This window comes from Salinicoccus sesuvii (assembly GCF_042648145.1).
Taxonomy (GTDB): domain Bacteria; phylum Bacillota; class Bacilli; order Staphylococcales; family Salinicoccaceae; genus Salinicoccus; species Salinicoccus sesuvii.
In genome coordinates, this window is the sequence record NZ_JBHRWV010000008.1 from 113,594 (window position 1) to 136,944 (window position 23,351).

Genomic DNA, 23,351 nt, shown 5'->3' on the forward strand with positions numbered 1-23,351 from the left:
CTCACCCCCAATGCCCGTTACGTTTTAGAATCTCGATTACTTCATCCGCATAAGGCTCGTCTTGGTTGATGACGATGTACCAATGATCTGACACCTTTCTGTCTTGCTTTCGCCCTCTATGAATCTTATTGCCTATCCTTGTCAGGTTGCCTTTATCGAGCGGACCACAGTAGTCATCCACATCACTCCGCTTGATTACATAAAACTTATTAAGTCTACTCATTCAACTCACCCCCTTCATGAATACCAACCAATGCGTATCGCCTCTTTGATTTCCGAAGAGCGGTTTATATTCTGTGCAATAGAGCACTTCCTTCAATGGTATCTGGCACTCTGACCATTTGAAGATGAGTGTGCCGTTTGGCTTCAGCACTCTCATACACTCAGAAAATCCTTTTCTTAGATCTTCTGGCCAAGTCTTGTTCAATTCGCCGTACTTGGCTTTCATAATTGATTTCTGACCGGCCCACTTAAGATGTGGTGGATCAAATACAACCATGTAGAAACTTTCGTCATCAAAAGGCATATCCCTGAAGTCTGAGATTAAATCTGGTTTTACTGAAACGTGAGCATCGTATATATCGAACTCTTCGTCTCTGATATCAGTGAAGAGCGTGTGTTCTTGATTCCGCTGAAACCAAAACATCCGAGAGCCGCAGCAGGCATCTAGTATTTTCTTTTCTGTCATCTTGCTGCCTCCAATAAATGAATTTCATTCGCTTGTATATCCATTCCTGATTGTCCGTAGTTAGTTAAGATGAACAAGCGTTTATGCTCCAAGTAGTAAAATGCTTCGTAAAGATTTTCTGGCGTATCGCCATTCACTGCAAAGACTGACAGTACTTTCTCTTCACTGCTATATGTGCCTTTGTATTCTAGGAATGATCCTTCATCAATATTGATTGTTCTTGCTTTTCTATCGTTTTTGCCTATGAGGGTAATGTGGTCGCCGGGAGTAATAACTTTGTCTGCGATATGCAGGAATTCTTCTCTGATATCGGATGGCTCTAACCTGATGAAGTTAGCTTCTTTAGTCATAAAGAATTCTTTGTCTCCGAAACTGCTTACTAGTGCTTTCACTCCCCCACCTCAATTCTGCCTGGCCAGTTCGCATCAGACCGGTTGGCAATCCTCTTTTTCTTCTCCTGCCTGCGCAGATAGCCATTCTCTGCCTGTAGTCTTCTGATCGTCTCCGCTTGCTGCTCTATACGCTCCTCACAAGTGCCATTACATCGATGGGTATACTGTACTGTTTCCGGCATGGTCATCATCCTTTTTAGTTAATCAGTCGCATAATCAATTCTCGATAAACTTAAATATATCCATCTGGTCAGGACGGGATAATTTGGTTACAGAAGCCGCTGACGGTTCCATTTCAGCTTTCAGGGCACTCAGGTCTTCCAAAGGTTTTATAACGCCCTTGGTGGTCTTCTCGACGTAGCCATGGTCAGTTATGAATGTGCGATAGGCTTCATCGGATAAATTGTCGATATCGTTAAGCAGAATATCCTGATAGAGATGCGCAAATATCTTGATGTGATCCTTTCGTGGTATGGCGGTCGCAAATTTCACATCCTCAAGGTATAAATGTCGCAGGTTCTGGAAATAGGTCGACATGTTATCCCCCCTAGATATACGGCTTGAGCTGGTTGTTATTCCACTGCTTGAATTTGATGTGCTCGGACTTTTTCAGATCCTTGTTATAAATCTTTGCAATGGTCTCCATGATCTTCGGAATTGTGTTCATCAGCTGAATTTCTTCTTCCGTCACATTAATTGCAGTGACAAGTCGTCTCGTGTCTACCCCGATGTCATATATGTTCTTGATGGCAGAGACAATCTTGCTCGTTGGCGATTCCATGCGCATACGTAGCACCACTTCGTCCACAAAGTTATACGCATCTTCCTCATAGCGGACTTCAAACAATCCATACTGCAGTACCTTAGCTTCTGACTTTATCTTCTTGTCCTTGCTACCCCCAAGAATACGCATGGCAGTGCCCCACTGTAGTTCGCTATATTCTCTAAATGCTTTCAGCTTGATATAGTGTGCGTTACCTTTCTTGATGTGATACTCGATATGCTGGGCAGTCGTCCAAATTTTTACGTTCGTATTGGCTTTCTGCAACGTGTTCTCTTTCATGTTTTCCTGAATAATAAAACGTATAGGGCGTTGTAGCATTTCATGTGCCATTAGGCGATGCTGCCCATCGATGACTTTCAACTCTTCATCCACAAGAATCGGCGGCATCTCATACCCTTCTTTGATGTTTTGAGCCAGACGATTCACATGATTCATTGCGACATCCCGGTTTTCCTCAAGAAACGTGAAATCATCAAATTTTTTTGTCTCGTATACGCTATAGGCGACTGAATACTTTTCTTTAACTGTCATACTTTGCCTCCTCTAAATATCGAATATGCTTAATTGCAATAGCTCTTCTTCAAACAGGAAACCGAAGTTCTCTTTGTACTGATCGAATTCGTCATACTCGAGCATGACGTTGGCATAGTGATTATCCGAATGAAACGTTACATGTGCCTTGGAAACACGTCTGAGAAATTCCACTTTTCCGACATGCTGCTTTTTGTGGTCGTATAGATCTTTTGATTTCACTCCACTTCCTCCTCGTCGGTTTCTCCTGATTCGACCACTCGGTAAAACACGTCTTTGACCAACAACGATGCAACGGAATAATAGAACCCACCATTACCAGCATCTGCGGTCGCTTCTGCTTGAGCGATCTCATTCTGATTGTGATACAGCTTGATGACTGCACTTGATTCGTAAGTGTCGCCATCGTATAAATCATGGCGCTTCTTATCTCCAATCGTTATATCTGTAATGGCAGCATCCAACTCAACATTTGTGAATCGACCACCAGCGGATGCACAGCAATCCCATTCACTCATTTCGATTGTTACCACTGTACCGTCGTTCAATACAATCTTATCTTCTGTCCATTCGACAACTTTTCGGTAAAGCAACTGTTCTTTCAATTCATCAAAAGTACCGTATTTTGAATCCTCACCATAAAAACTAGTTAAGTTTTCTGTATTCATCCAATCTCCTCCTCGTCATCATCCAGTGGCACCAGGACAGCCTTGTGTCCCCGTTTCTGCGCCGCCGGTGTTTGATACCAGCGCAGGGATTCTCGCTTAATGCCAAGCACCTCTGCAATCTCTGTCATCGTTCCCATGGCAATCAGATCTTCGCCTTTGTATAATGCGTATTCCGACTCCGAAGCCTTGATGCTGTTTACATAGACCAGGTGGTGTTTGCCGACTTCCGGATCCAGCTTCTCATTCGGTTTCAGCCGCGGCATACGATCGAATGTCTTGGCTGCCAACCCCACCTTTTGCGATAATTCCGCAACTGTACCTGTATGCTGATAGGTGTTATAGCGGTAGTAGTCATAAACCTTGCGCGGTCTGCCCATTCATCTCCACCACCTGTTCCCTTGAGTCATCTACTGATCCCGATTTTTGTGCATATGGCTCACATATACGCACGAAGTGGATGTCTTTACTGTGTCGATGCCCACGCCTCAGTGGACCTTTGTGTACCAGATGCTCGATTGCTGCCTTCGTCATGCCGGTATGAGTCGCTAACTGATACTTATCTCCAGCTGCTTGAAATTCGCCATTGACGTAGTAACCGTAAATCTTACGCTGCGTAGCCGGATTCGTTTCGAGCGCCGTCTTAACAGGTGTCACATCCTTCAGAGTCAATCCCATTTTCTCCAGGCGCTTGACCATTGGCTTCGGCAGTAGCGGCGGATAATCAACACCGGCCATCTGTAAATACTTGATGCGGCCGGCAACTTCCATAAACTCGTCTAGGGGTTGTTCATAAGCCGTTGTACTCATAGTGATCATCCTTTCCTAAAATCTGCTATCATTCTTTGGATCTCTGGATCATCAGCAGCCGTTTTCACTGGACCAGATGGTTTATCTGGTTTTGACTTGTCTTCATCCTTCAACCAGAAAGGAGTGACTTCACCGGGCTGTTCGCGTCTTCTCTGCTGATATGACGGTTTCAGTTGTTCAAGCTGTTTGCGCTTCTCCTCAGCTTCAACTTTATCGATAGTTGTAAGTCCTCTCTGCTTCCAGTTATTTAAGATACCGTTGACGTAATTCATCGTGGCCTTATTGTTATTGGAAGCCACCTCAAGAGATTTAATAACGACATCTGGTTCAAAGATTTTTAACCATTCAGTAATCTGTTCCGCTTTGAAGGCATTAATGGCTCCGAAACCCAATTCCACATACTTATCGAAGACGACACCGACACGCTCTTTCTCTGTGTCTGTCTCTTTGTCTTTATCTGTATCTATATCTTTCTCTGTGTCTGTCTCTTTGTCTTTATCTGTATCTATATCTTTCTCTAGTTCTAACTCTGTCTCTATCTCTTTCTCTGTGTTACCTAAGTGTTTCTGCTCAGTTACATCGTTGTTACTTTGTAACGCTTTTTGTTCTCTATGTTTCCTCACTCTTCTCGCAGACTCTGTTTCTGAGCCGATCATGGAGGCAATATTCGTCATTGCCAACTCTTCGTCAGCAAACTCTATAAGTCCTTTTTGGGTTAAATAGTTAAAAGTAATCTGTGTGTTCTGCACATCTTCATCGATATCTAGAGCAATCTCTTCGACGAAGTTATCAGCGATCCCATCGAAGTAAATCTTTCCGTCATTCTTTAAACTGAGTAGTAGCATCTTTAAATAGATGATTGTGTAAGTGTCTCCACCTGCAATGCGTCTTAGCATCTTAATTTCCTTCTGGCCAAAGAAATCGTCTTTCAACTTCAACCAAAAATAGCGTTTATTCTGTCCTGACATGCAATTACTCCTTTCTTAAAACGGCAGATCATCATCGCTGATATCCACTGGTCCATCACCCTGGAATGGGTTCGGTTCTCGTTGTCCGCTATAAGCATTCGTATAGCTGTTGGATTGGTTCTGACCTCTTGTCTCGTTGCCATAGCTGCTGCCTGAGGCACTTCTTTGATTTTGAGGGGCTGATTGTCCGCCAGAGCCATTCGAGCCTTTAGGCTCCAGGAATTGAACGCTGTCAGCGACGACTTCGGTGATATAAACGCGCTGTCCTTCTTTATTTTCGTAAGATCGACTCTGTAGGCGGCCATCCACTCCGGCCAAGCTTCCTTTTTTCAAATACTCATTCACGTTCTCAGCCTGCTTGCGGAAAGTGACGATGTTGATGAAGTCGGCACCACGTTCGCCGTCTGAGTTTGTAAATGGGCGATTGACTGCCAAGGTGAAGTTGACGACAGATACGTTAGATTGACTGACTTTTAACTCCGGATCTTTAGTGAGACGGCCGACAAGTACGACACGGTTAAGCATTGTCTTTGTCCTTTACGACGTCATCAAGAAATCCATCGACAGCGTTCCAAATTTCAGTTGTCAATCCGTTATCGTGCACGATAAGCAACGATCTTAAACCTACAACATCAAATTTCTTGTTAATGTCATCCATACTTGAATCTTCATAGCATGCCGTTCTTATACAACCAGAAGGATTTTTATAGGTGAATAAGAGTTTGTCAAAAACCGTCTTCTCCGTTACTTCTTCCTCGACTTGAACAGTGAATAAATCGTCTTTAGCATAATTCATATCCAGAAACTCAAAAATTCCGTCTGACCCTACCGTGATTTCAACTCCGTTACTGGACTCGAAACCCGTGTTTCTAATATCGTTGTCAAAAATATACTTAATCAACTCATCCAATCTCATATGCTTTGTTGTTTTGATTTTCATACTTACTCCCCCTCAGTTTCTTCCTCTGCTGGTACGTCTCCGACTATATCAGGGATATCTACATAGGCTTCATCGTCTGGCGTAATATCCTTGATGTTCTTACCAGTGCCCTCGTCATGTTCGACCGCATGCTGCATTTCTACAGATACCGGAAGGTACTTCCACATGTGACGGATGACTGTTTTCTTTGCCATTTCTCCGTAGTCCGTCGCCCATGGAGAATAGTTACTGCTGCCTGCTTTACTGCGCGCTCTACGTTTATCTATTTCAGATTTCGGCATGTACTCAAATTGATAGCCACCATCCTTAAAGTGAGCAACTGCATAAGCGCCTTTAAACTGACCGCGATTGTCCTCAGCTGGCTTGTGCTTTAAATCACTGTGCAGACCGAGTTCGTACTCGAAATCGTCGTTCTCGTAAACTTCATGGGCATAGATGCTTTGAATGTGACCCGAACGCCTGGCTAAGTCGATCATGCCGCGATAGCCTATTATAAATGTGACGTCTGTGGTGCCCTTTTTATTGTTCTTGAATGGCAGGAAGTAGCAGTGTCCCATTGGACCTGGTTCCAAGCCAAGTTGCGCAGATTGCATCACTGCACCGAGCAGACTGGAGACGTCTGCCTCTTTCAACTGAGGTGTGGTCCTGATCACTGTCGTCGCCATTCTGGTCATACGTTCGACACTCATGTGTTTCGGAAGCGCCTCGGCCATTGCTGGGGCCATTTGATTAATATAATCATTGATGGTCATTGGCTTCTTGCCGTTTGCCACCTCGTTCTTCTGCTTTGTTGCTACCTGGTTTTTCAAACTGTCATTGGTCGCCATAATTATAATTCCTCCAAGTTAATATATTCTGGTTCGGTAAGATTATCGATTTCAGCAAGATGTAAACCGTCTTTTGTATAGAAGTCAACTACCGTTCTTGTAGGGTCTTCTTTGTCTCCTGAGCCAACTATTGTGTGCACTTGAATGACTTCAACAACTTTAGCGTGAGTCGGTCGGCCCCTTCTTCTCTCTGCCATATAGCTATCACTCCTTAATTTCTTTGATGGTCAGTTTGCGATACGTTGTTTCCTTGTGCAACGGATCTATGACGTCCTTGCCGTACTTCTCTTCCAGTGCCTTTTTGTCAATAGAACGTCTAGTCTGCGGTTTCCAAGTGACAAGGAAGTTCGATGTCTTCCCTGCTACGTTGTGGCCGAGCTGATCTTTCAGTTGATTCTCATACTTAGACTGCAGATCTTTCGTCTCTTTGATGTCACGCTTGCACGCTTCGATGGCCTTCAGCAGCGTATCAGCATCTTCACTGAGTGCGACTTCTTCATTGTCGATATCTTTGTACATGTGATTGATAAAGTCGCTTGTTGCTTGGCTACCATCAATTTCAGGAATAACACCGGCCTTCACATTGTTCTCCCAGAAGTCTTTTTCCGACTGAATGATGATGTCAATCAGTTCTTCATCACGTTTTATCTCTTTCCAGATAAACGTATTTCCTCCCAGAAGCACGGCAATGTAGGCTTTCTCGTAGCCTGTGACCGCCATGTAATGCTGAACCTGGCAAAGGTACTGTGCTGGGATATCATCGCCTTCCCATTGGTCCTTATTAAATTGAGAGGTGGTCTTGCACTCAAGCAGCGCCTTCTCACCGACGACTACACGATCCAGATTGGCAATCATGAAGTCATGCTCCGGATGCCTCAGCATTCTGTTATCTCGTCTGACACGCTTTCCTGTACGTCTTGCAAACTCTTCAGCAACAATGTTCTCCAAGGTGTTGCCCCAGTAGATGAATTCATTGTCGACTTCCTGTATCATTTCCGGATCTACTTTCTCGAAGAACAGCTGTGTTTTCGACTTCCACTTGTTGACGCCAAGGATGGTGCCGGCGTCACTGCCTCCAAGCCCTTTCTGACGTTCCTTGAGCCATTCCTGACGTGTCAGTTGTTTGATATTAATGGGTTGTACCATGGTAGACCTCCTCGTGTTATAATTAGATTGGTTTATTTCTTAACTTCACGGGTGTTTTGATGATTGCGTCATCAGACCACCCTTTTCTTTTTCTGCTGCGCAAAGTGTCAGCTCTTACACCTAAGATTTCAGACCACTGAGCAGCCGTTTTCGTCATTCCCATTGCAGAAATATGCACGTTTTGACGCGTATTGTTGTTCTGAACTTTTTGATTAACCCACCTGCAGTTATCAGGAGAATAATCACCATTATTATTTTTTCGATCTATGGACAACTTGTCTGTATACCCATTTTTGAGCGCCCATTTTTTAAAGTGTTCATAGGATTTCAGCCATTCAGCGCATACTGTAATGCCTCTGCCGCCGTAGTGTTTGAATTCTTCTGCTTCTTCGTTGTAGCAACGATAAATCATTTTGCAATATATTCCGTGTAGCCTCGTCCTCGAATCACCATGGGTTGCCTTAAACAAATATCTTTTGCCATACATACACCCGCAGCTTTTACTTCTGCCTTTTCGTAAAGGAGAAAGGCCGACCGTTTTTAATGTTCCACACAGGCACTTCACCCTAAAATAATGATGTTTAATGGTTGTATTACTTTGAGTTTTCTGGTTGTAATATTCATATTCTTCACAGTGTGAATAGCCCAATACTTCCCAATTGCTAAATTTTTTACCTACATAGTCGTAAGGATTGAACTTGGATTTTCTCGGCATCTATCTCCCTCCCTTCAGTTCATGCTTTTTCGATATCGCATGCGAAACTGCACGATTTTGCTAAAAAATTAGAAGCACCACGATTCTCTTCGAGCTTTGTCTGTACTCCAGGCTCGAACCATATGCTGCCACCCTCGTCTGCCACATGGACAACCTCGGCAACGTGATCCGTCTTTTCTCCGAACCAATCAGTGATGTGTATCAAATCTCCCACTTTGTATGTCATCTATCTCACCTCCCTTCAATAATCTTCAAGCTTCAAATCCACAAGCTCAGTCGTTTCATAATTGGCTTTGGCAACAGCATCCTCGACCTGACGTCTGACGTAATCTTCATTAACAGTGTCTTCGTAATCAACAAAGTACCTGACGTCTACAGTGGCGTTTATCGTGACTTCGATGGACTTAAGCTGCGGGACTGGCAGTGTTGGGTTTGCGCCATGCACGTGGATCACTCCTTTGCGTTATCAATTGTTTCTTTCAGGTTCCGTTCTACGTAGTGCATAGTCTTGTACCTCTCTCTCCACACAGGGTCTTCTTGCTTCAACCAGTGTGGATAGTGTTTCTCCTCAAGTTCAACTCTTCCAGGAGACATATCATTCAAGTGTGCACAATCAAACCCTATTTCGTTGTCTTGCTCCCAAGTAATTCCGCAATGAAAGTTTTTCTCTGCACTCTGAATAATTGCGCTTGTTGGTGACTTGATATATCCGCACAGATGCCCCAATGCTACTGTCCGACGGATTTCGCATTCAAAGCCTTTGTAGACAAATACCTTATAGTCTGTTTCGTTTTCTTCTATATACTTTGCAGCCTCTTTGTAGTCAGCGATTTCATATACTTCCATTCTCTTCACTTCCTCCCTACATATTTCGCGAGTATCTTCTCGAACCCGTCTTTAACAGTTAATGCGCCGAAAATAATGAGTAGCCACGTCATCATGAAGCAACCGAGTACCAGAACGATCATCTAATTCCCCTGCTTTCTTGCGAGTTTTTCTGCGATGACTGGCGCAACCACTGTAAGCAGTAGGATGGTGACAAACGAAATGCCGAGTAATTGTTGCGTGGTTAAGATGTTCAATATGCCTAGTGTTGTGAGTGCACCAAATACGAATACTGTAATCCACTTCATTAACTCACCTCTTTTTGTATGAATGGCGTTTCCTTGAACAGTTCATCGACGGGCATATCATAGTGCTTCGCGAGCTTGAAAGCTTCGGGTAGCGAGAAAGCATTGATGCCGTTCTCTTTCGCCCAGTACGCCGACTTCTTTACGCCGATCAATGCCCCAGCATCTGCGGTAGACTCCCCTGCTTCGTTCCTAGCGATATAGAGTGTGTAGTATTTCTTCATATTCTTCGCTCCATTTTCAATCTGGCATCCCGATTCTTTCTTACGGTCTGTGGGGTGATAAAGTCATAGTCCTTAACCAGTTTTATCAGGAAACCTGTGGCTTCAAAGATAACGTCCTGAACCTCGGCAACGATGTGATGGATCTCTTCTTTGTCTTCTTGTGTGAGAAACTGTGGATGTTTATCCAAGTTGTGCTCTGCCATGACCATCTTAAGTTCTTTCATTTCTCGAACGACGCGCATGCTGAAAGCTAGGCGGTGATCGTCGTACACGCGATTCGATGGTGAGGGGGATGTGTAGCCTTGTGTCAGTTCGTAAGCCAGGTCATTCAGTAGATGACTGTCTGGTGCGTTGGCAAAGCCTGCTTCAAGCATGGAGACGGTGACATTGCGCCGCCCCTTTTCGATGTTGCAGATATTGGACTTGTCGGTGAAGAAGATGTCTGCAATGTCCTGCTGGGTGATCCCGCTACGTTTGCGATAGTTGACAATTGACTGTTGCATGATGTTGTCCTCCTGTATATTTTTCTCTATTGATAGTTGTCATACCTTGCGGTTACTATTGAGTTAGAGTTAATCAGTCGCATAATTGATAACTCAGTGGTAAGGGGTAGTTGGTCGCTACGCCTTACCGCCTTCTAAAATAGTGAACCTCTTTCCGCTTTGGGGTCTTTCACTGGTTGAGTGCATGTACTCTTTTAATTGTTTGATATTGTCTTCTGTCAGACTGAATTCTTTAGAATGTCTGATCATTTCTTCGGTAAGCTTTACGCCTTCCGCCTTATTCTTCATCGATTCTTGATCTAGCTTTTCAATAAGCAACTGCGCAAAGTCGTAAATGCCGTTCTTTTCTAGCATCTTCATTTCTTCTAGTGCATCGGTGATGTGTCCAACGGTACTTCCAATTAATTCACTGCGCCCAGTCACTCTACCGACAGCCCACAAATGTGTGCTTGTGTTTTCCATTACGCGCCCTCCATTTCTTGTTCAATCATCGGCAGATAACCGTGGTCTTTTAAAATTTTGTAAAGGAAAATTCTACCTTTCTGCGTCCACTTGGTATTCATCTTCACTGACACGCTGCCATCACTGCGTGGTACTTCGACAGGTTCGGAATGGGTATAGCCTTTCGCTTGATGTTTTGCGTATAGAAACCATTGATTGGACTGCTTGTATTGAACACCCAGTTTATTCAAAGTTTTATTCATTGCTTGCGAGGACACGCCGTAGTCTTTAGCAATAGAAGTGATCGTGATCAGGCTTTTATTCTTGAGGATAAGGTCGTAGTAATCTGCCTTGGGCTCCAATTCTTTAACCTTCATTTCTGCAATCGCCTGCTTATCTTTCGCTTCTTTGTAGTTCTGCAACAACTGAATCGCAGTATCAGGATCGCTCAGCATAGATTCGACTGTTTGTGATGTTGCGTACATTCCGTGTTGGCGGATGTCCTTTAAAACTTCTTTTACTTGTTTCTTAAACTTCTTGGCGATTGGCTTTCTGGACTGCATGAGCACTTCGTACATGCCATCTTCTGTAAGAAACCACATCTGACGATTTTGACCTGATGCAAGGATTGTTTGCATCAGCTTTTCATCATCATCAATACTCTTTAGCATTTCTGATGTCCTACTGTGTTCAATCCAATCAGCTACATCTTTCGCTAGAAACATCGGTTCCTCTTGCGTGCCGTAAATTTTAAAATTCTGGTTGAGTATGGTTTGTTCTGTTAATACTTGTAATTGTTCCATGTTCTACCTTCTTTCTTTGTTATAATCTGCCTTATAGGAAGGGGGTGAAAATATGGGAAAACCTTACTTGATAACTTATGACTTGAAGTCGCCAAGCCCCAAATATGAGGAAGTCATTTCTACTATTAAAGAGACTCTTGCAACAAGTGGGTGGTGCAGTTACTGGAGGTCATCGTTTTTGATTAAATCTAGATATACTCCAGACCAGATGTTAGAAATGCTCAAGCCGTACATCAATAGTGGTGATAGATTCCTTATTATCGAAGTGGTGAATAATAAGCAGGGATGGTTAACTGAAAAGCAATGGAAGTTCATTAATGAAAATATTGTGGATTAGTCATTCCTGGTCCGCCTTTTGATGGACCTCTCGAATCCTCAGGGATCCATTTAGAACCTTCTTTTTCACTCGCAATCCTCTTTGCGATAACCGCCATTGTCACTAGGAGGGTTGCTCCTACTAATAGTTTCTTCATGTTACGCCTCCTTTTGATATACTCCCTTTAGGTGGGAGGTGATTAAATGAGTAAAAAGATTCCTGAACAAGAATTTGCTTTGGCTGTGGTTCAGGCTACAAATCTAGATGGTTCTGACGATGAAAATATTGAGCGAGCACTCGATATTTATTGGAAGGCTTATGAGCGTTGCGTAGAAATCAACGAAAGTAATAAGAAGCCAGCCAGGACATCTCGTCACAATCCCGGCTATGAGTCCATTTCTTTAATGAGTTGTTGGAGTAAAGTGGATTGTAGTTCCAAATCTTCTTTGCTCCTGTCTTTGCTAACTTGTTGACCAAAGAAATCAAAGGCATCTGAGACAGGTCCGTAAATGTTGTCTTCCGGCCCGCCAGCAATGAGTAATTTCTCTGCACCAGTCCTTCTTTTTAATTCATCCGCAAGTGCTTGATTCGAATGCGACTTCAATGATTTACGTTTTAACATGTTACGCCTCCTTAATTTATTTTTTCTTTGTCGTACGATACGCTTACCTTATCTTCAAAAAAAATAGTCCATTCTACGTTGAATACCACCGCCAACTTCATCGCCATAGGTACAGTAATATTTCGATTCCCCTGTTCATAACTTGATATAGTACCAGTTGAAGCCCCTACTTTCTTCGCAAGTTCCTCTTGTGTGTATCCGTGGCTTGTGCGGAACTCTTTAAGATTGCTCATTCTTATCACCTCCTAACTACAACATTTCGTTGTACTAAAAATATACTACGATACGTTGCACTTGTAAAGTATAAACTACAACATTTTGTTATATTTTATTATTTCTCTCTAAAACAAAGTATTACATTTTGTTATACTTCAATTATGAAAGGGTGTGATTCTATGGTAGGAGATAAATTAGTAGAACTTAGGAAGGCTAAAAGAAAAACGCAACAAGAAATGGCAGATATACTAGGCGTTGTTAAGGGTACATATTCTTCTTATGAACAGAATAGGCGCACTCCTGATAGTGAAATGCAGATTAAAATTGCTGACTATTTTGGTATCACATTGGATGAGTTGAACGGTAGAGAGTATAGTCGTAACGACCCTTTCGAAGATGCCGACGCGCTCATGTTTTCCGACAAGGAAGGATTCGACAATCTTTCCGAAGAGGACAAGCAAGAATTGAAAGATATGCTGAATGATCAACTAGAATACTGGATAAATAAGAAGAATAAGAAATGAAACGGCTAACGCTAGTATACGAACTGATCATGTTCACTCTGGCAATCATTTCGGTTTCACTGATATGGTCTGAATCTCAGCAGTTTCAATATATAGATCGAATTGTTTGGTTTATTTTTCTAGTGGATGTTTCTGTGAGAGTGATATCGTCAGATAACAAGAAAGAATGGTTTAAAAACAATTACTTTGATGTCATTGCAATTATTCCATTCGATGCCATTTTCCAGTTAGCGCGTTTCGCGAGGCTCTTTAGAGTCATTCGGCTTGTGTTGATTGGAAGACACTTCTTAGCTCCACTTTTTGGTATCCTAAGAACAAATGGTTTAAATAAAGTCATAGCAGTAACGTTCATCAGTCTATTGGTCTCAGCAATACCTATCAGGATTTTCGAACCATCGATAGCCACCTACATGGACGCAATTTGGTGGACGATTGTTACAACGACTACTGTTGGGTATGGGGATATTAGTCCGGAGACAGTCATCGGCAGAATTATTGCTATATACTTGATGCTTGTTGGCATTGGATTGGTCGGTATGATTACCGGCTCTATTGCCACCTACTTCATAACAGAAGAAGATCAAGATGACACAAAGGAATACATTAAAAATGAAGTCGATAAGCTTGGGAATCTTACAAATCAGGAAATCGACCGATTGGTTAGAGTTATTGATACTTATCGAAATAACTAGGGCGACGCCCTTTTATTTATAAATTAATAAGCCAATTTCATACATTATTGGTATTGGTTATAAGGGGGACTCACGTTGAAGAAATACTTATTGAGTGGTGGATTTGCCGCAGTATTAATGCTTGGCGCTTGTGGTGGAGGAGAATCTGCTGAAGAGTCGACAGAAGAAACGGCTGATGAGGAAACTACAGAAGAGACAACCGAAGAAGCCGACACAGTAGCAGAGAGCACAGAGGAATCTACGGAAGAAGAAACGACTGAAGAGGAAACTGCTGGATCAACAGAAGCGACTGAACAAGCTGAGGCGGAAGGGAAAGAAGAAATTGCATCGGAAGTCGACGCAGACACTGACGTAGTTGAGGAAGTGAGCGAAGACAACGCAGCGATGCATACAGTGGTTGATGAAACGCTGGAATTGGATACTGTTAATCTAACTGTAGAAGAAGCGATTATCACTAATGTCGAAACGAACCAAATGGATGCCGCTATGATTACTTCCAGAGATGTAGAGGCTGGGCAAGTAGTTGAAGTGCTAGCTATTAAATACACTCTTGAAAATACAACAGATGATCCGCGCACGTTTTTTATTGATCAGTCTGAAATAGTAACATCCACCGGGCAGCAGCTTAGCCCTGAAATGCTTCTATCGGAAGGTCTGACACCTAACATGCAAGGCGCTGTATCTTCTACTGGAACCGTATTGTACCTGTTGGATGATGGGACTGGAGAATCAGTTGAATGGGTAGACGTTCTCCTGCCAATGGTAGCAGACAGAGACTTTAATATGTACACTGATGAACAAAAATACAGAATCGAATTTTAATATACATCACCAGCTGACCACTGGCACTATATGTGGTCAGTACTTTTTTACCATTAAAACCGAACACACGTTCTAATTCAAGGGGGATTCAAGGTTTATGCGTATTGAAGAGAAAGTCAACGAGATAGTGGAACGGTGCGTCACAGATCGCCTAGACTTAAACATTCCACATTTGTCATACATGTTTTCTGTGCACGTTATGTATAACCACATCAATACGACCTATATGTCTAGGCGTGGGATTGATATCATCGCGCTTAAGGTGGAGAATCAATTTAAGATGTGGGAGAACTTTTGCCACGAAGCCGGCCATATGTTCCTGCACTGCACGAATCAGAATCACATGCCAAAGACGTTTAACGATAAACAGGAAGCAGAGGCTGCGCGCTTTGCCCTACTCCTCATGATGCCTGAGAAACTGATTATGCAGCACCAGTTATATGAAGCGCGCGATATTGCCAACTACTTTGGCGTGCCGATTGATATGGCCTTACAACGTATCGAGATGCTGATTGAAAGAACACGCATTACAACGTTTAATTAGGAGGGATTGGAATGCCAGTTTATAAAGATGAAACGAGAGGGACGTTTTATGTTCAATTATCCTATACGGATAAATTCGGCAAACGCAAGCATTATAAAAAGCGCGGGTTCAAACGGCGAAAAGAAGCCCGGCAACACGAAGAGGATTATATGCAACTGCTGGATGGCGACTCTATTAAAGATAAACTGCCGTTTGATGCGCTCGCCGAGGAATACAAAGCGTGGTACAAGGAGCGCCGGAAGCCATCGAGTTACAAAACGCTTGAGACACATTTGAATACACACCTGGCGCCCTATTTTAAGCAGATGAATGTACACGAGATGACGACAAGAGATGTATTGGACTATCAGCGCCATATGTTAGATAAGGATCTGAGCGCTTCTTACATTAAAAAGAATATTGTATTTTTAGGGGCAATCGTGAAACACGGGGTCAAGTTTCATGAGCTCAGAAATAATGTGGTATCGATTGTGGGAAACATTGAGAAAGTGGATAAGATTGTCCGGAACTACTGGACGATGGAGGAGTTCGAAACATACTATGGAAGCCTAGAGGATGTCATGCATAAAGCGATATTTCGCACTTTATTTTACAGCGGCATCAGACTTGGGGAGTTACGTGCACTAACCTGGCTAGATGTCAACTTCACACGAAACTATTTGAACATCAATAAGACCAACTATAAAGGCATTGTCGATGATCCAAAAAGTACTGCTTCCATTCGGCTAGTATTCTTACCGGATCATGTGATGGACATACTAAAAGCATATCAGGAATGGTACAAAGAGAATCTGCCCTATAAACCAGAGTATGTGGTATTCGGCAGTTTTTATAAGTCAATTGGTGAGACAACCGTCGGCGTATGGCATAATGAAAATTTAAAGCATGTTAAATTGCACAGAATCAAAGTGCACGAGTTTAGACATTCTCATGCCTCCGATTGTATCAACCGATTGAATATGGACCAGTATGCCCTGATGAAACGACTTGGTCATAGTGACACAAATCAGATTCAACGCATCTATGGTCATCTGTATCCAAGCTCGGCTCAAAGTGCCATCGAAGGGCTATAAATAGGGGCTTTATGTGCCAAAACGCGCCCATAGCGCGACCACAGCAAACAAAAAAGGCTCAACCACAGGGGTTAGAGCCTTTAACATGGAGACGGCGGGAGTCGAACCCGCGTCCAGAGACTTTGGCACAACTCTTTCTACGTGCGTAGCCTATTTTTTAGTTTCGCATGGCTGGTGGTAATAGACAGACCCCAGATCCATGCTAGTCTGATTAATCTCTTCATCCCGGTCTGCAGACGGAAGACCGGGATGCGTATCCTACTAAGGTTGAATCATCCAATCAAGACGCATAGGAAACGTCATGGGATGATGCAGGCTACTCTTAGGCAGCTACTGCGAAGTTGTTTTGTTTGCCAGTTATTATTAACTGAGTATCGTTGATGACGAAGCCGATACCTCCGACACGCTTAAGTTGCTCAAACAGCCCCTGTCGAATCCGGAACGTCCCCGGATTATAAACACGTCTTTACGAGACGTTCAGTATATTATAACAGATTGGACTCCATTTTTCAAGATTGTGCTACTGCATACGGTCTTTCATTGCACGGTCGATATCACGCTTCATCTGTTTCTTCTTCAAGTCTTCACGCTTGTCATACTTTTTCTTGCCCCGGGCAACACCAAGCAGTACTTTGCAGAAACCGTTCTTGATATAGAGCTTGAGCGGAATAATCGAGTAGCCGGGATCTTGCGTCTCTCCGAGCAGCTTGTCGATCTCCTTCCGCTTCAGAAGCAGCTTTCGTGTTCTCAGAGGATCATGGTTATACCGATTACCTTCCTCATAAGGGGCAATGTGCATGTTGTAAACATACATTTCACCCCTATAGACGCGGGCATAGGAATCCTTCAGGTTAGCTGAGCCTCGTCTGATGGATTTTATCTCCGTACCTCTGAGTTCGATGCCCGCTTCGATTGTATCCTCAATCGTATAATCATGGCTTGCTTTTCTATTCTGCGCAAGCGGTTTATCATGTGTCTTCTTTTTCATAACTATTTCTTCTTTCCATTACTTTTTTTCGCACCTTTGTAAAAAGGCTTCTTGTTGGTTTTGTTTTTGTCATTCGGTTTTTTACCATTCTTTGATTTGCCACCATTATTTCTGTTCTGGCTATTGCTTTTCTTCTGACCACTTCTAGGTTTGGATTTCGCTTTGATTTCTACAGGTCTATCCCTGCGTTCTCTCGGCTGACGATCCGGCATGCCAACGACCTTGAAGTCGATCAGCCGCTCTTCTAAGTTAACATTCAATACCTCAACCTCAACGGGGTCACCAATGCGGTATATAGTACCTGTACGATCGCCAATAAGCGCCATATGCCTCTCATGATACTGATAGTGATCGTCAGTCATGTACGAGACATGTACGAGCCCCTCAATTGTATTCGGTAACTCGACGAACATACCGAAATTCATCACACCGGCAATAACACCTTCATACGTCTCGCCCACATGCTGAATCATGTACTCTGCTTTTTTCAGATCATCCGTGTCCCGCTCTGCATCTTGAGCACGTCTCTCCCTGTTGGATGTATGCTCTGCGATGTCAGGCAGTTCGGAAGCAATCTCGTTTACGGTTCTCTGGCCTGTCTTACCCTCAATCAGATACTTCCTAATCAATCGATGTACTACAAGGTCCGGATAGCGTCGAATTGGAGAAGTAAAGTGGGTATAATACTCTGCCGATAAACCGAAGTGTCCCAGGTTATCTTCAGAGTAGCGCGCTTGCTGCATCGAACGGAGCATCAGGGTACTGATAACCATTTCTTCTGGTCGTCCTTCCACTTCTTCGATGATTTCTTGGAGTGCACGTGGATGAATTTCATTACCCTTCCCTTTGACGACGATGCCGAAATTTGTGATGAACTCGAAGAACTGTCTTAACTTTTCCTCTTTAGGATCTTCGTGCACACGATATAGGAATGGCACTTCCATCCAATGGAAATGCTCTGCAACTGTTTCATTCGCTGCAAGCATGAACTCTTCAATCATTTTTTCACCAACGGAACGTGTACGCAACACAACTTCAGACGGTGTACCATCTGACTCTACAAGTACTTGAGCTTCATTGAAATCAAAATCAATTGCCCCACGCTTTTCTCTTCTACTACGAAGAATCTTCGCCAATGCCTCAGCATCTTGAAGCATCGGATAGACATCACTGAACTCTTCGATCAGTTCTTGGTTTTCTTCGTCAAGCATCTGGTTGACGGCACTGTATGTCATGCGGCGATCAGAGTGGATGACACTCTGGAATATATCATGATTAACGACTTTGCCATCACGGTCAATCTCCATACGACAGCTCATCGTCAGACGGTCGACATGAGGGTTCAATGAACAGATACCATTTGATAAGCGGTGGGGAATCATCGGTATAACCCGATCGACCAAATATACACTAGTCCCCCGTTCGTAAGCTTCCTTATCGAGCGGTGCGTCTTCTTCAACATAATAGCTGACATCCGCGATGCTTACAGTCAGTTCGTAATTGCCGTTCTCCAAGGCCTTGACGGATATGGCATCATCGAGATCTTTGGCATCCGCACCATCGATTGTGATTGTAAACTCATCGCGAAGATCTGTGCGGTCCTTGAGTTCATCTTCATTGATGACTTCAGGTACCGCTTCTGCGGCTTTCAACACTTCTTCAGGAAATTCGATTTCAATCCCATGCTGATAAATGATAGAAAGGATATCTACACCCGGGTCATTTTTGTGACCGAGTATCTGAATGACATGACCTTCTGGATTGTCATCATTATTCTCACGATATTTAGTAATCTCAACAAGCACCTTATGCCCATCTATGGCACCGAGATTCTGTCTACCGGGGATAAAGATATCGTCCACAATCTTTTTAGAATCCGGCACAACAAAACCGAAGTTCTTGTTGGCGTGATATTCACCGACGACGCGAGTGACACCTCGAGTCAGTATGGATGTAATCTGTCCTTCCTGATTGTCCCCTTGAGACTGTTTTTGTACTTCGACCAGTACTGTATCTCCGTCCAATGCACCGTTAATACCAGTTGGCGGGATGAAGATATCCTCAAGCTCTTTGTCTTCAGGTCGAAGAAAACCAAAACCGCGTTTATGCATAGCAAGCGTTCCTTTAACCAGATCAGTTTCACTCATCTTCATGAACTTATCTTTTTTCGTTCTATATACTTCACCAGATTCTTCAAGGGCAACGATGTCCTTCACCATTTCCTTGAAATCTTCGGAATCGTATGCTGAAAGCTCTTGTTGGAACTGGTCTATTGTCATTGGCTTGTAGTCTTCAGAACCAATCAATGTCAAAATCTTTTCTCTATAGCTACCCATGAACTTGCCTCCTATTACGCATCCCAGTCTAGTTGACCCATAAATGCGTGTATATCATTAAAAAGTTGTTGTTTTTCCTTATCTATTGTCAAAACGTGTCCGGATTCAGGGTACCACTTGAGTTGCTTCTCTTCTTCTTCCGTCGAAGCCTCGTCATAAATGATATTTGCAGAATCCGGATTGATCATCTGGTCTTTTTCGGACTGAGCCACAAAAAGAGGGACGAAAACATCCGGCAGACTTTCCTTTGCAAGTGAAATCATCCCCCGTACTTCATCCAGCATCTCGGTCGGTTCGAATTGTGCCATCTCGCGCTCAATTTCCGCTTCCGTCTTGCCTTCCATTCTCTTGAATCCACGGGCGTATTCTAAAACACCTGCATACATGGTCTCGCGATCTTTTAGGTACATCGGACTGCAGATTGTTGCTATACCGACAACATCGCGTACCGTGGCAAGTCGCACCGCAAAAACACCACCAAGAGAGAGTCCTGCTACAAAAATTTTCTCATAGCCGCGTTCCACTAGAAAATCGTAGGCCGCGAGTACCTCAGACCACCAAACATGAGGACTGGATTTCAGCAAGTTCTCAGGCGGTTCTGCGTGACCTTCGTAATGAGGTGCATAGGACGTAATGCCTTGTTTCTGAAGATAGCGTCCAAGCTGTCTGACATCCGATGAATTACCGGTGAATCCATGGAGCAGTAGTACTGCTTGCGCCCCTTCTTCAAAGAAAAATGGTTGCGGTAACTGTATCTTCATTGTTTATACCCTACTTTCAATTCGTTAATTTCATTGTACGTTAAAAACTGTTCTTAGAAAAATAAAAAACCCCCTATATCATAGGAGGCTCGATTCATTAGCTTAAATATGTGAGCAGTAGCATGATCATGAAGAACAACAATGACAATATGACCGTTGCCCTATGAAGTATAAGATCCATGCCCCGCGCTTTTTGTTTACCAAATAATTGCTCTGCACCGCCACCGATTGCACCTGAAAGGCCGGCACTTTTCCCTGACTGTAGCAATACCACTGCAATTAAAGATACACAAACGATAATCAGAAGTACAACGAGTAATGTTTGCATGTGGTAATCCCTCCGAATGATATTAACATTAAAAATTCTATCAGAAATGTGAATAGATTGCAAACGTATCGGGAAAAGGTGTTTTCACACTATTGAATGCACAATCATCCTTTTTTTAAGAAAGTAGCAACCGCTTCATGCGTCGGCAGACTAGTAATGGCACCTTTTTTTGTTGTTGAGAGCGCCCCGACCCCATTCGCGAATCGGAGTACTTCAGGGCCGTTCTCCCTCAGTATTTCAATGGCCGAATGCGTGCTCAGCGAAAGCTGATAAAGCATAGCTCCAATAAAAGCATCCCCTGCTCCTGTAGTATCTATTGTTTCTACCACATAGCCTGGATGTTCGCAGTAGCCGCCTTCTCTGTAAATAATTTGGCTGCCGGCGGGGCCCTTTGTATATATAACCGCTTTTACGTAATCAGTAAAGAGTGCACTTATCGCATCGGATTCATTCTCGATCCCGGTAATGAATTCCAATTCCTCATCAGAAACTTTAACGATATCAGCAAAACGCATAAATTCGAGGACGGCTTCCCGGCACTCATCTTCATCATCCCAAAGTGGCAGACGGATATTCGGATCAAAGATTACAGTGCCCTGCGCCTCTCGCACTTTTCCAATGACTGTGCGATGTGTTTCTTTCATAGCACTCTCAACAAGATCAACTGAGCAGAAATGTAGCAGGTCATTCTTACCGAATTCTATACCACTGGTTGCAGATGCATCGTATAGGAGATCAGCAGATGGGTTCCTATAGAATGAGAAGTCCCTGTTGCCCGTATCATCAAGAGACACAAATGCCAAGCCGGTGTTAGCTCGACGTGTACGAGTAATATAATTAGTATGTACACCTTTCGATTCTAGTAGTTCAAGGATACGATCACCGAATGCATCTGTCCCAAGTTGTGTCAGAAGATGCGACTCTCCACCGAGTATGGCGTAGGTAGCAGCAACATTTGCAGGAGCACCACCGACTTGTGGTTCAAATGCATTGATATCCTTTAGTTTTTTCCCCTTCTCAGCAGGTATAAAATCGATTAGTGCTTCTCCAATTGTAAAAAGACGTCTCAATGTTACCAACTCCAATCTTATCTATTGCCAAAAATTATATCATATCCACACCTACTAATATCAGTACAAAAAAACAGGCCGGGAATCATCCGGCCTGTAAATTTCCCCGCAAGGAGGAGAAATGGAAACTATTGCTCATCTAGATTATAGAATGAAGCGAGTCCTGAATATTTTGCTGTTTCAAACAACTCATCTTCGATTCTGAGAAGTTGATTATATTTAGCTACACGGTCTGTACGAGAAGGTGCACCAGTCTTAATCTGTCCTGCATTGACAGCAACAGCGATATCGGCAATAGTTGTATCTTCTGTCTCACCAGAACGGTGGGAGATAACTGCTGTGTATCCAGCACGTTTTGCCATTTCGATTGCTTCGAATGTCTCAGTCAGTGTACCAATCTGATTCACTTTAATCAGGATGGAATTACCGACGCCTTCTTCAATAGCACGTGCAAGCTTCTTCGTGTTTGTAACGAAGAGGTCATCACCAACAAGCTGAACTTTAGAACCGAGTTTTTCAGTTAGAAGTTTTGTACCTTCCCAGTCGTTTTCGTCCAAACCGTCTTCGATAGAAATGATTGGGTATTTCTCAATCATTTCAGCATACCAGTTTACCATCTCTTCAGAAGTGTAGGATTTACCTTCGCCTTTAAGCTCGTACTTCTTCGTATCCGGATCATAGAATTCGCTGGATGCAGCATCCATTGCGAGGCGAATCTGTTCTCCAGGTTTGTATCCGGCTTTTTTCACTGCTTCTATGATAGTAGAGAGTGCTTCCTCGTTGGAACCGAGGTTTGGAGCGAATCCACCTTCATCACCAACACCTGTATTGTAGCCTTTTTCATTCAATACTTTCTTCAAGCTGTGGAAGATCTCAGCACCCATGCGCAGGCCTTCTTTGAATGATTCAGCACCAACTGGCATAATCATAAATTCTTGGATGTCTACATTGTTGTCTGCGTGCTCTCCACCATTGATGATATTCATCATTGGTACTGGAAGCTGAACTGCATTAAATCCACCGAGATATTTGTAAAGTGGCTGACCAAGGAAGTCTGCAGCAGCTTTTGCTACAGCCATTGATACACCAAGAATAGCATTAGCGCCAAGCTTACCTTTGTTTTCTGTACCATCAAGCGCAATCATCATCTTATCGATAGAGACTTGCTCAAGTACACTGAAGTCGCCATCGACAAGTTCAGGTCCAATGACTTCATTGACGTTCTCGACTGCTTGTTCGACACCTTTTCCAAGGTAGCGTGTGTCGTCTCCGTCACGTAGCTCAACAGCTTCGTATTCTCCTGTGGAAGCGCCTGAAGGAACCAGTGCGCGACCGAAAGCGCCGCTTTCTGTCAGTACTTCCACCTCGACTGTCGGATTACCCCGGGAGTCAAGAACCTCACGTGCATAAACATCTGTAATTAATGGCATAGCAATGTCTCCTTTTTTGTTGGTTTCTATATTATTATCCGAAAGTTACCTCTCGGCAATAA

General features: G+C 43.3%; 40 protein-coding genes and 1 other RNA gene. 6 read left to right on the plus strand and 35 right to left on the minus strand.

Going from position 1 to position 23,351, the window contains the following annotated elements:
• Nucleotide 1: 1 nt before the first annotated feature.
• The 25 genes from ACFOJ8_RS09445 to ACFOJ8_RS09565 form a co-directional block, all read right to left on the minus strand.
• On the minus strand, nt 2–223 hold the full coding sequence (locus ACFOJ8_RS09445) for a hypothetical protein (protein WP_380656388.1): 222 nt from the start codon (nt 221–223) through the stop codon (nt 2–4).
• Entirely contained in the window at nt 224–688 is a 465-nt protein-coding gene (locus tag ACFOJ8_RS09450; RefSeq protein ID WP_380656390.1) for a class I SAM-dependent methyltransferase, read from the minus strand.
• Entirely contained in the window at nt 685–1,080 is a 396-nt protein-coding gene (locus tag ACFOJ8_RS09455) for a hypothetical protein (RefSeq protein WP_380656393.1), read from the minus strand. Before ACFOJ8_RS09455 ends, ACFOJ8_RS09450 begins: the two co-directional genes overlap by 4 nt.
• Nucleotides 1,077–1,262 carry a hypothetical protein gene (locus tag ACFOJ8_RS09460; RefSeq protein ID WP_380656396.1) on the minus strand — a complete coding sequence of 62 codons (186 nt, stop codon included), beginning with the start codon at nt 1,260–1,262 and terminating at the stop codon, nt 1,077–1,079. The genes ACFOJ8_RS09455 and ACFOJ8_RS09460 overlap by 4 nt, the downstream gene beginning before the upstream one ends.
• A 34-nt stretch (nt 1,263–1,296) precedes the next feature.
• Nucleotides 1,297–1,617 carry a hypothetical protein gene (locus ACFOJ8_RS09465; RefSeq protein WP_380656399.1) on the minus strand — a complete coding sequence of 107 codons (321 nt, stop codon included), beginning with the start codon at nt 1,615–1,617 and terminating at the stop codon, nt 1,297–1,299.
• Nucleotides 1,618–1,627: 10 nt separating this feature from the next.
• A complete protein-coding gene (locus tag ACFOJ8_RS09470) occupies nt 1,628–2,395 on the minus strand; it encodes a ParB N-terminal domain-containing protein (RefSeq protein WP_380656401.1) in 768 nt (255 codons plus the stop codon).
• A gap of 12 nt (nt 2,396–2,407) precedes the next feature.
• Nucleotides 2,408–2,617, minus strand: coding sequence for a hypothetical protein (locus ACFOJ8_RS09475; protein WP_380656404.1), 210 nt, complete (start codon nt 2,615–2,617; stop codon nt 2,408–2,410).
• Nucleotides 2,614–3,063: a DUF7448 domain-containing protein gene (locus ACFOJ8_RS09480; protein WP_380656407.1), complete on the minus strand. Its 450-nt coding sequence runs from the start codon at nt 3,061–3,063 to the stop codon at nt 2,614–2,616. The genes ACFOJ8_RS09475 and ACFOJ8_RS09480 overlap by 4 nt, the downstream gene beginning before the upstream one ends.
• Complete coding sequence (locus ACFOJ8_RS09485) at nt 3,060–3,440, minus strand: hypothetical protein (RefSeq protein WP_380656409.1); 381 nt, start codon at nt 3,438–3,440, stop codon at nt 3,060–3,062. Before ACFOJ8_RS09485 ends, ACFOJ8_RS09480 begins: the two co-directional genes overlap by 4 nt.
• Nucleotides 3,415–3,870 (minus strand): hypothetical protein, encoded by a 456-nt coding sequence (locus ACFOJ8_RS09490; RefSeq protein WP_380656412.1) that lies wholly within the window; start codon nt 3,868–3,870, stop codon nt 3,415–3,417. The genes ACFOJ8_RS09485 and ACFOJ8_RS09490 overlap by 26 nt, the downstream gene beginning before the upstream one ends.
• 5 nt (nt 3,871–3,875) lie before the next feature.
• Nucleotides 3,876–4,838: a phage replisome organizer N-terminal domain-containing protein gene (locus ACFOJ8_RS09495; RefSeq protein ID WP_380656415.1), complete on the minus strand. Its 963-nt coding sequence runs from the start codon at nt 4,836–4,838 to the stop codon at nt 3,876–3,878.
• Nucleotides 4,839–4,853: 15 nt separating this feature from the next.
• Nucleotides 4,854–5,363, minus strand: a complete 510-nt coding sequence (gene ssb, locus ACFOJ8_RS09500) for a single-stranded DNA-binding protein (RefSeq protein ID WP_380656417.1) — start codon at nt 5,361–5,363, stop codon at nt 4,854–4,856.
• Nucleotides 5,356–5,778, minus strand: coding sequence for a hypothetical protein (locus ACFOJ8_RS09505; RefSeq protein ID WP_380656420.1), 423 nt, complete (start codon nt 5,776–5,778; stop codon nt 5,356–5,358). The genes ssb and ACFOJ8_RS09505 overlap by 8 nt, the downstream gene beginning before the upstream one ends.
• Nucleotides 5,779–5,780: 2 nt before the next feature.
• Nucleotides 5,781–6,605: a recombination protein RecT gene (gene recT / locus ACFOJ8_RS09510; RefSeq protein ID WP_380656423.1), complete on the minus strand. Its 825-nt coding sequence runs from the start codon at nt 6,603–6,605 to the stop codon at nt 5,781–5,783.
• 2 nt (nt 6,606–6,607) lie between these two features.
• Complete coding sequence (locus ACFOJ8_RS09515; protein WP_380656426.1) at nt 6,608–6,802, minus strand: hypothetical protein; 195 nt, start codon at nt 6,800–6,802, stop codon at nt 6,608–6,610.
• 7 nt (nt 6,803–6,809) lie between these two features.
• Complete coding sequence (locus tag ACFOJ8_RS09520) at nt 6,810–7,751, minus strand: YqaJ viral recombinase family nuclease (RefSeq protein WP_380656429.1); 942 nt, start codon at nt 7,749–7,751, stop codon at nt 6,810–6,812.
• A gap of 22 nt (nt 7,752–7,773) precedes the next feature.
• A complete protein-coding gene (locus ACFOJ8_RS09525; RefSeq protein ID WP_380656431.1) occupies nt 7,774–8,466 on the minus strand; it encodes a hypothetical protein in 693 nt (230 codons plus the stop codon).
• Nucleotides 8,467–8,485: 19 nt separating this feature from the next.
• Nucleotides 8,486–8,692 (minus strand): hypothetical protein, encoded by a 207-nt coding sequence (locus tag ACFOJ8_RS09530; RefSeq protein WP_380656434.1) that lies wholly within the window; start codon nt 8,690–8,692, stop codon nt 8,486–8,488.
• 15 nt (nt 8,693–8,707) lie between these two features.
• Nucleotides 8,708–8,911, minus strand: a complete 204-nt coding sequence (locus ACFOJ8_RS09535) for a hypothetical protein (protein ID WP_380656437.1) — start codon at nt 8,909–8,911, stop codon at nt 8,708–8,710.
• Nucleotides 8,912–8,916: 5 nt separating this feature from the next.
• Complete coding sequence (locus ACFOJ8_RS09540; protein ID WP_380656439.1) at nt 8,917–9,312, minus strand: hypothetical protein; 396 nt, start codon at nt 9,310–9,312, stop codon at nt 8,917–8,919.
• A 122-nt stretch (nt 9,313–9,434) separates the two neighbouring features.
• Nucleotides 9,435–9,599, minus strand: a complete 165-nt coding sequence (locus ACFOJ8_RS09545; RefSeq protein WP_380656441.1) for a hypothetical protein — start codon at nt 9,597–9,599, stop codon at nt 9,435–9,437.
• Complete coding sequence (locus ACFOJ8_RS09550; RefSeq protein ID WP_380656444.1) at nt 9,599–9,820, minus strand: helix-turn-helix transcriptional regulator; 222 nt, start codon at nt 9,818–9,820, stop codon at nt 9,599–9,601. The genes ACFOJ8_RS09545 and ACFOJ8_RS09550 overlap by 1 nt, the downstream gene beginning before the upstream one ends.
• On the minus strand, nt 9,817–10,323 hold the full coding sequence (locus ACFOJ8_RS09555; protein WP_380656446.1) for a hypothetical protein: 507 nt from the start codon (nt 10,321–10,323) through the stop codon (nt 9,817–9,819). Before ACFOJ8_RS09555 ends, ACFOJ8_RS09550 begins: the two co-directional genes overlap by 4 nt.
• A 117-nt stretch (nt 10,324–10,440) precedes the next feature.
• The gene (locus tag ACFOJ8_RS09560) at nt 10,441–10,785 is read right to left on the minus strand and encodes a hypothetical protein (RefSeq protein WP_380656448.1); all 345 of its coding nucleotides are present in this window, start codon (nt 10,783–10,785) and stop codon (nt 10,441–10,443) included.
• Nucleotides 10,785–11,567, minus strand: coding sequence for a phage antirepressor (locus ACFOJ8_RS09565; RefSeq protein ID WP_380656450.1), 783 nt, complete (start codon nt 11,565–11,567; stop codon nt 10,785–10,787). Before ACFOJ8_RS09565 ends, ACFOJ8_RS09560 begins: the two co-directional genes overlap by 1 nt.
• Before the next feature lie 52 nt (nt 11,568–11,619).
• Here ACFOJ8_RS09565 and ACFOJ8_RS09570 point away from each other — a divergent pair, with 52 nt between their 5' ends.
• Nucleotides 11,620–11,904 carry a hypothetical protein gene (locus tag ACFOJ8_RS09570; protein WP_380656453.1) on the plus strand — a complete coding sequence of 95 codons (285 nt, stop codon included), beginning with the start codon at nt 11,620–11,622 and terminating at the stop codon, nt 11,902–11,904.
• Here ACFOJ8_RS09570 and ACFOJ8_RS09575 read toward each other — a convergent pair.
• From ACFOJ8_RS09575 to ACFOJ8_RS09585, 3 genes are all read right to left on the minus strand, one after another.
• Nucleotides 11,882–12,040, minus strand: coding sequence for a hypothetical protein (locus ACFOJ8_RS09575; protein ID WP_380656456.1), 159 nt, complete (start codon nt 12,038–12,040; stop codon nt 11,882–11,884). The genes ACFOJ8_RS09570 and ACFOJ8_RS09575 overlap by 23 nt on opposite strands.
• 228 nt (nt 12,041–12,268) lie before the next feature.
• A complete protein-coding gene (locus ACFOJ8_RS09580) occupies nt 12,269–12,505 on the minus strand; it encodes a hypothetical protein (RefSeq protein ID WP_380656457.1) in 237 nt (78 codons plus the stop codon).
• An 11-nt stretch (nt 12,506–12,516) separates the two neighbouring features.
• Nucleotides 12,517–12,738, minus strand: a complete 222-nt coding sequence (locus tag ACFOJ8_RS09585; protein ID WP_380656460.1) for a helix-turn-helix transcriptional regulator — start codon at nt 12,736–12,738, stop codon at nt 12,517–12,519.
• Between the two features lie 162 nt (nt 12,739–12,900).
• Here ACFOJ8_RS09585 and ACFOJ8_RS09590 point away from each other — a divergent pair, with 162 nt between their 5' ends.
• The 5 genes from ACFOJ8_RS09590 (at nt 12,901) to ACFOJ8_RS09610 (ending at nt 16,376) form a co-directional block, all read left to right on the plus strand.
• Nucleotides 12,901–13,245, plus strand: a complete 345-nt coding sequence (locus ACFOJ8_RS09590; protein ID WP_380656462.1) for a helix-turn-helix domain-containing protein — start codon at nt 12,901–12,903, stop codon at nt 13,243–13,245.
• On the plus strand, nt 13,242–13,937 hold the full coding sequence (locus tag ACFOJ8_RS09595) for an ion channel (RefSeq protein WP_380656464.1): 696 nt from the start codon (nt 13,242–13,244) through the stop codon (nt 13,935–13,937). The genes ACFOJ8_RS09590 and ACFOJ8_RS09595 overlap by 4 nt, the downstream gene beginning before the upstream one ends.
• A 75-nt stretch (nt 13,938–14,012) precedes the next feature.
• Nucleotides 14,013–14,759 carry a hypothetical protein gene (locus tag ACFOJ8_RS09600; RefSeq protein WP_380656467.1) on the plus strand — a complete coding sequence of 249 codons (747 nt, stop codon included), beginning with the start codon at nt 14,013–14,015 and terminating at the stop codon, nt 14,757–14,759.
• Between the two features lie 97 nt (nt 14,760–14,856).
• A complete protein-coding gene (locus tag ACFOJ8_RS09605; RefSeq protein ID WP_380656469.1) occupies nt 14,857–15,303 on the plus strand; it encodes an ImmA/IrrE family metallo-endopeptidase in 447 nt (148 codons plus the stop codon).
• An 11-nt stretch (nt 15,304–15,314) separates the two neighbouring features.
• A complete protein-coding gene (locus ACFOJ8_RS09610; protein WP_380656471.1) occupies nt 15,315–16,376 on the plus strand; it encodes a site-specific integrase in 1,062 nt (353 codons plus the stop codon).
• A gap of 83 nt (nt 16,377–16,459) precedes the next feature.
• Here ACFOJ8_RS09610 and ssrA read toward each other — a convergent pair.
• From ssrA to eno, 7 genes are all read right to left on the minus strand, one after another.
• Nucleotides 16,460–16,825, minus strand: a transfer-messenger RNA (tmRNA) gene (ssrA, locus tag ACFOJ8_RS09615).
• A gap of 71 nt (nt 16,826–16,896) precedes the next feature.
• Entirely contained in the window at nt 16,897–17,364 is a 468-nt protein-coding gene (gene smpB / locus ACFOJ8_RS09620; protein WP_380656474.1) for an SsrA-binding protein SmpB, read from the minus strand.
• A gap of 2 nt (nt 17,365–17,366) precedes the next feature.
• Nucleotides 17,367–19,700, minus strand: a complete 2,334-nt coding sequence (gene rnr, locus ACFOJ8_RS09625) for a ribonuclease R (RefSeq protein ID WP_380656477.1) — start codon at nt 19,698–19,700, stop codon at nt 17,367–17,369.
• Between the two features lie 14 nt (nt 19,701–19,714).
• Nucleotides 19,715–20,461 (minus strand): alpha/beta hydrolase, encoded by a 747-nt coding sequence (locus tag ACFOJ8_RS09630; protein WP_380656480.1) that lies wholly within the window; start codon nt 20,459–20,461, stop codon nt 19,715–19,717.
• A 97-nt stretch (nt 20,462–20,558) separates the two neighbouring features.
• Complete coding sequence (gene secG / locus ACFOJ8_RS09635; protein WP_160654022.1) at nt 20,559–20,789, minus strand: preprotein translocase subunit SecG; 231 nt, start codon at nt 20,787–20,789, stop codon at nt 20,559–20,561.
• A gap of 104 nt (nt 20,790–20,893) precedes the next feature.
• Nucleotides 20,894–21,859 (minus strand): carbohydrate kinase family protein, encoded by a 966-nt coding sequence (locus tag ACFOJ8_RS09640; RefSeq protein ID WP_380656483.1) that lies wholly within the window; start codon nt 21,857–21,859, stop codon nt 20,894–20,896.
• 128 nt (nt 21,860–21,987) lie between these two features.
• Nucleotides 21,988–23,289, minus strand: a complete 1,302-nt coding sequence (gene eno / locus ACFOJ8_RS09645; RefSeq protein ID WP_380656485.1) for a phosphopyruvate hydratase — start codon at nt 23,287–23,289, stop codon at nt 21,988–21,990.
• Nucleotides 23,290–23,351 lie beyond the last annotated feature (62 nt).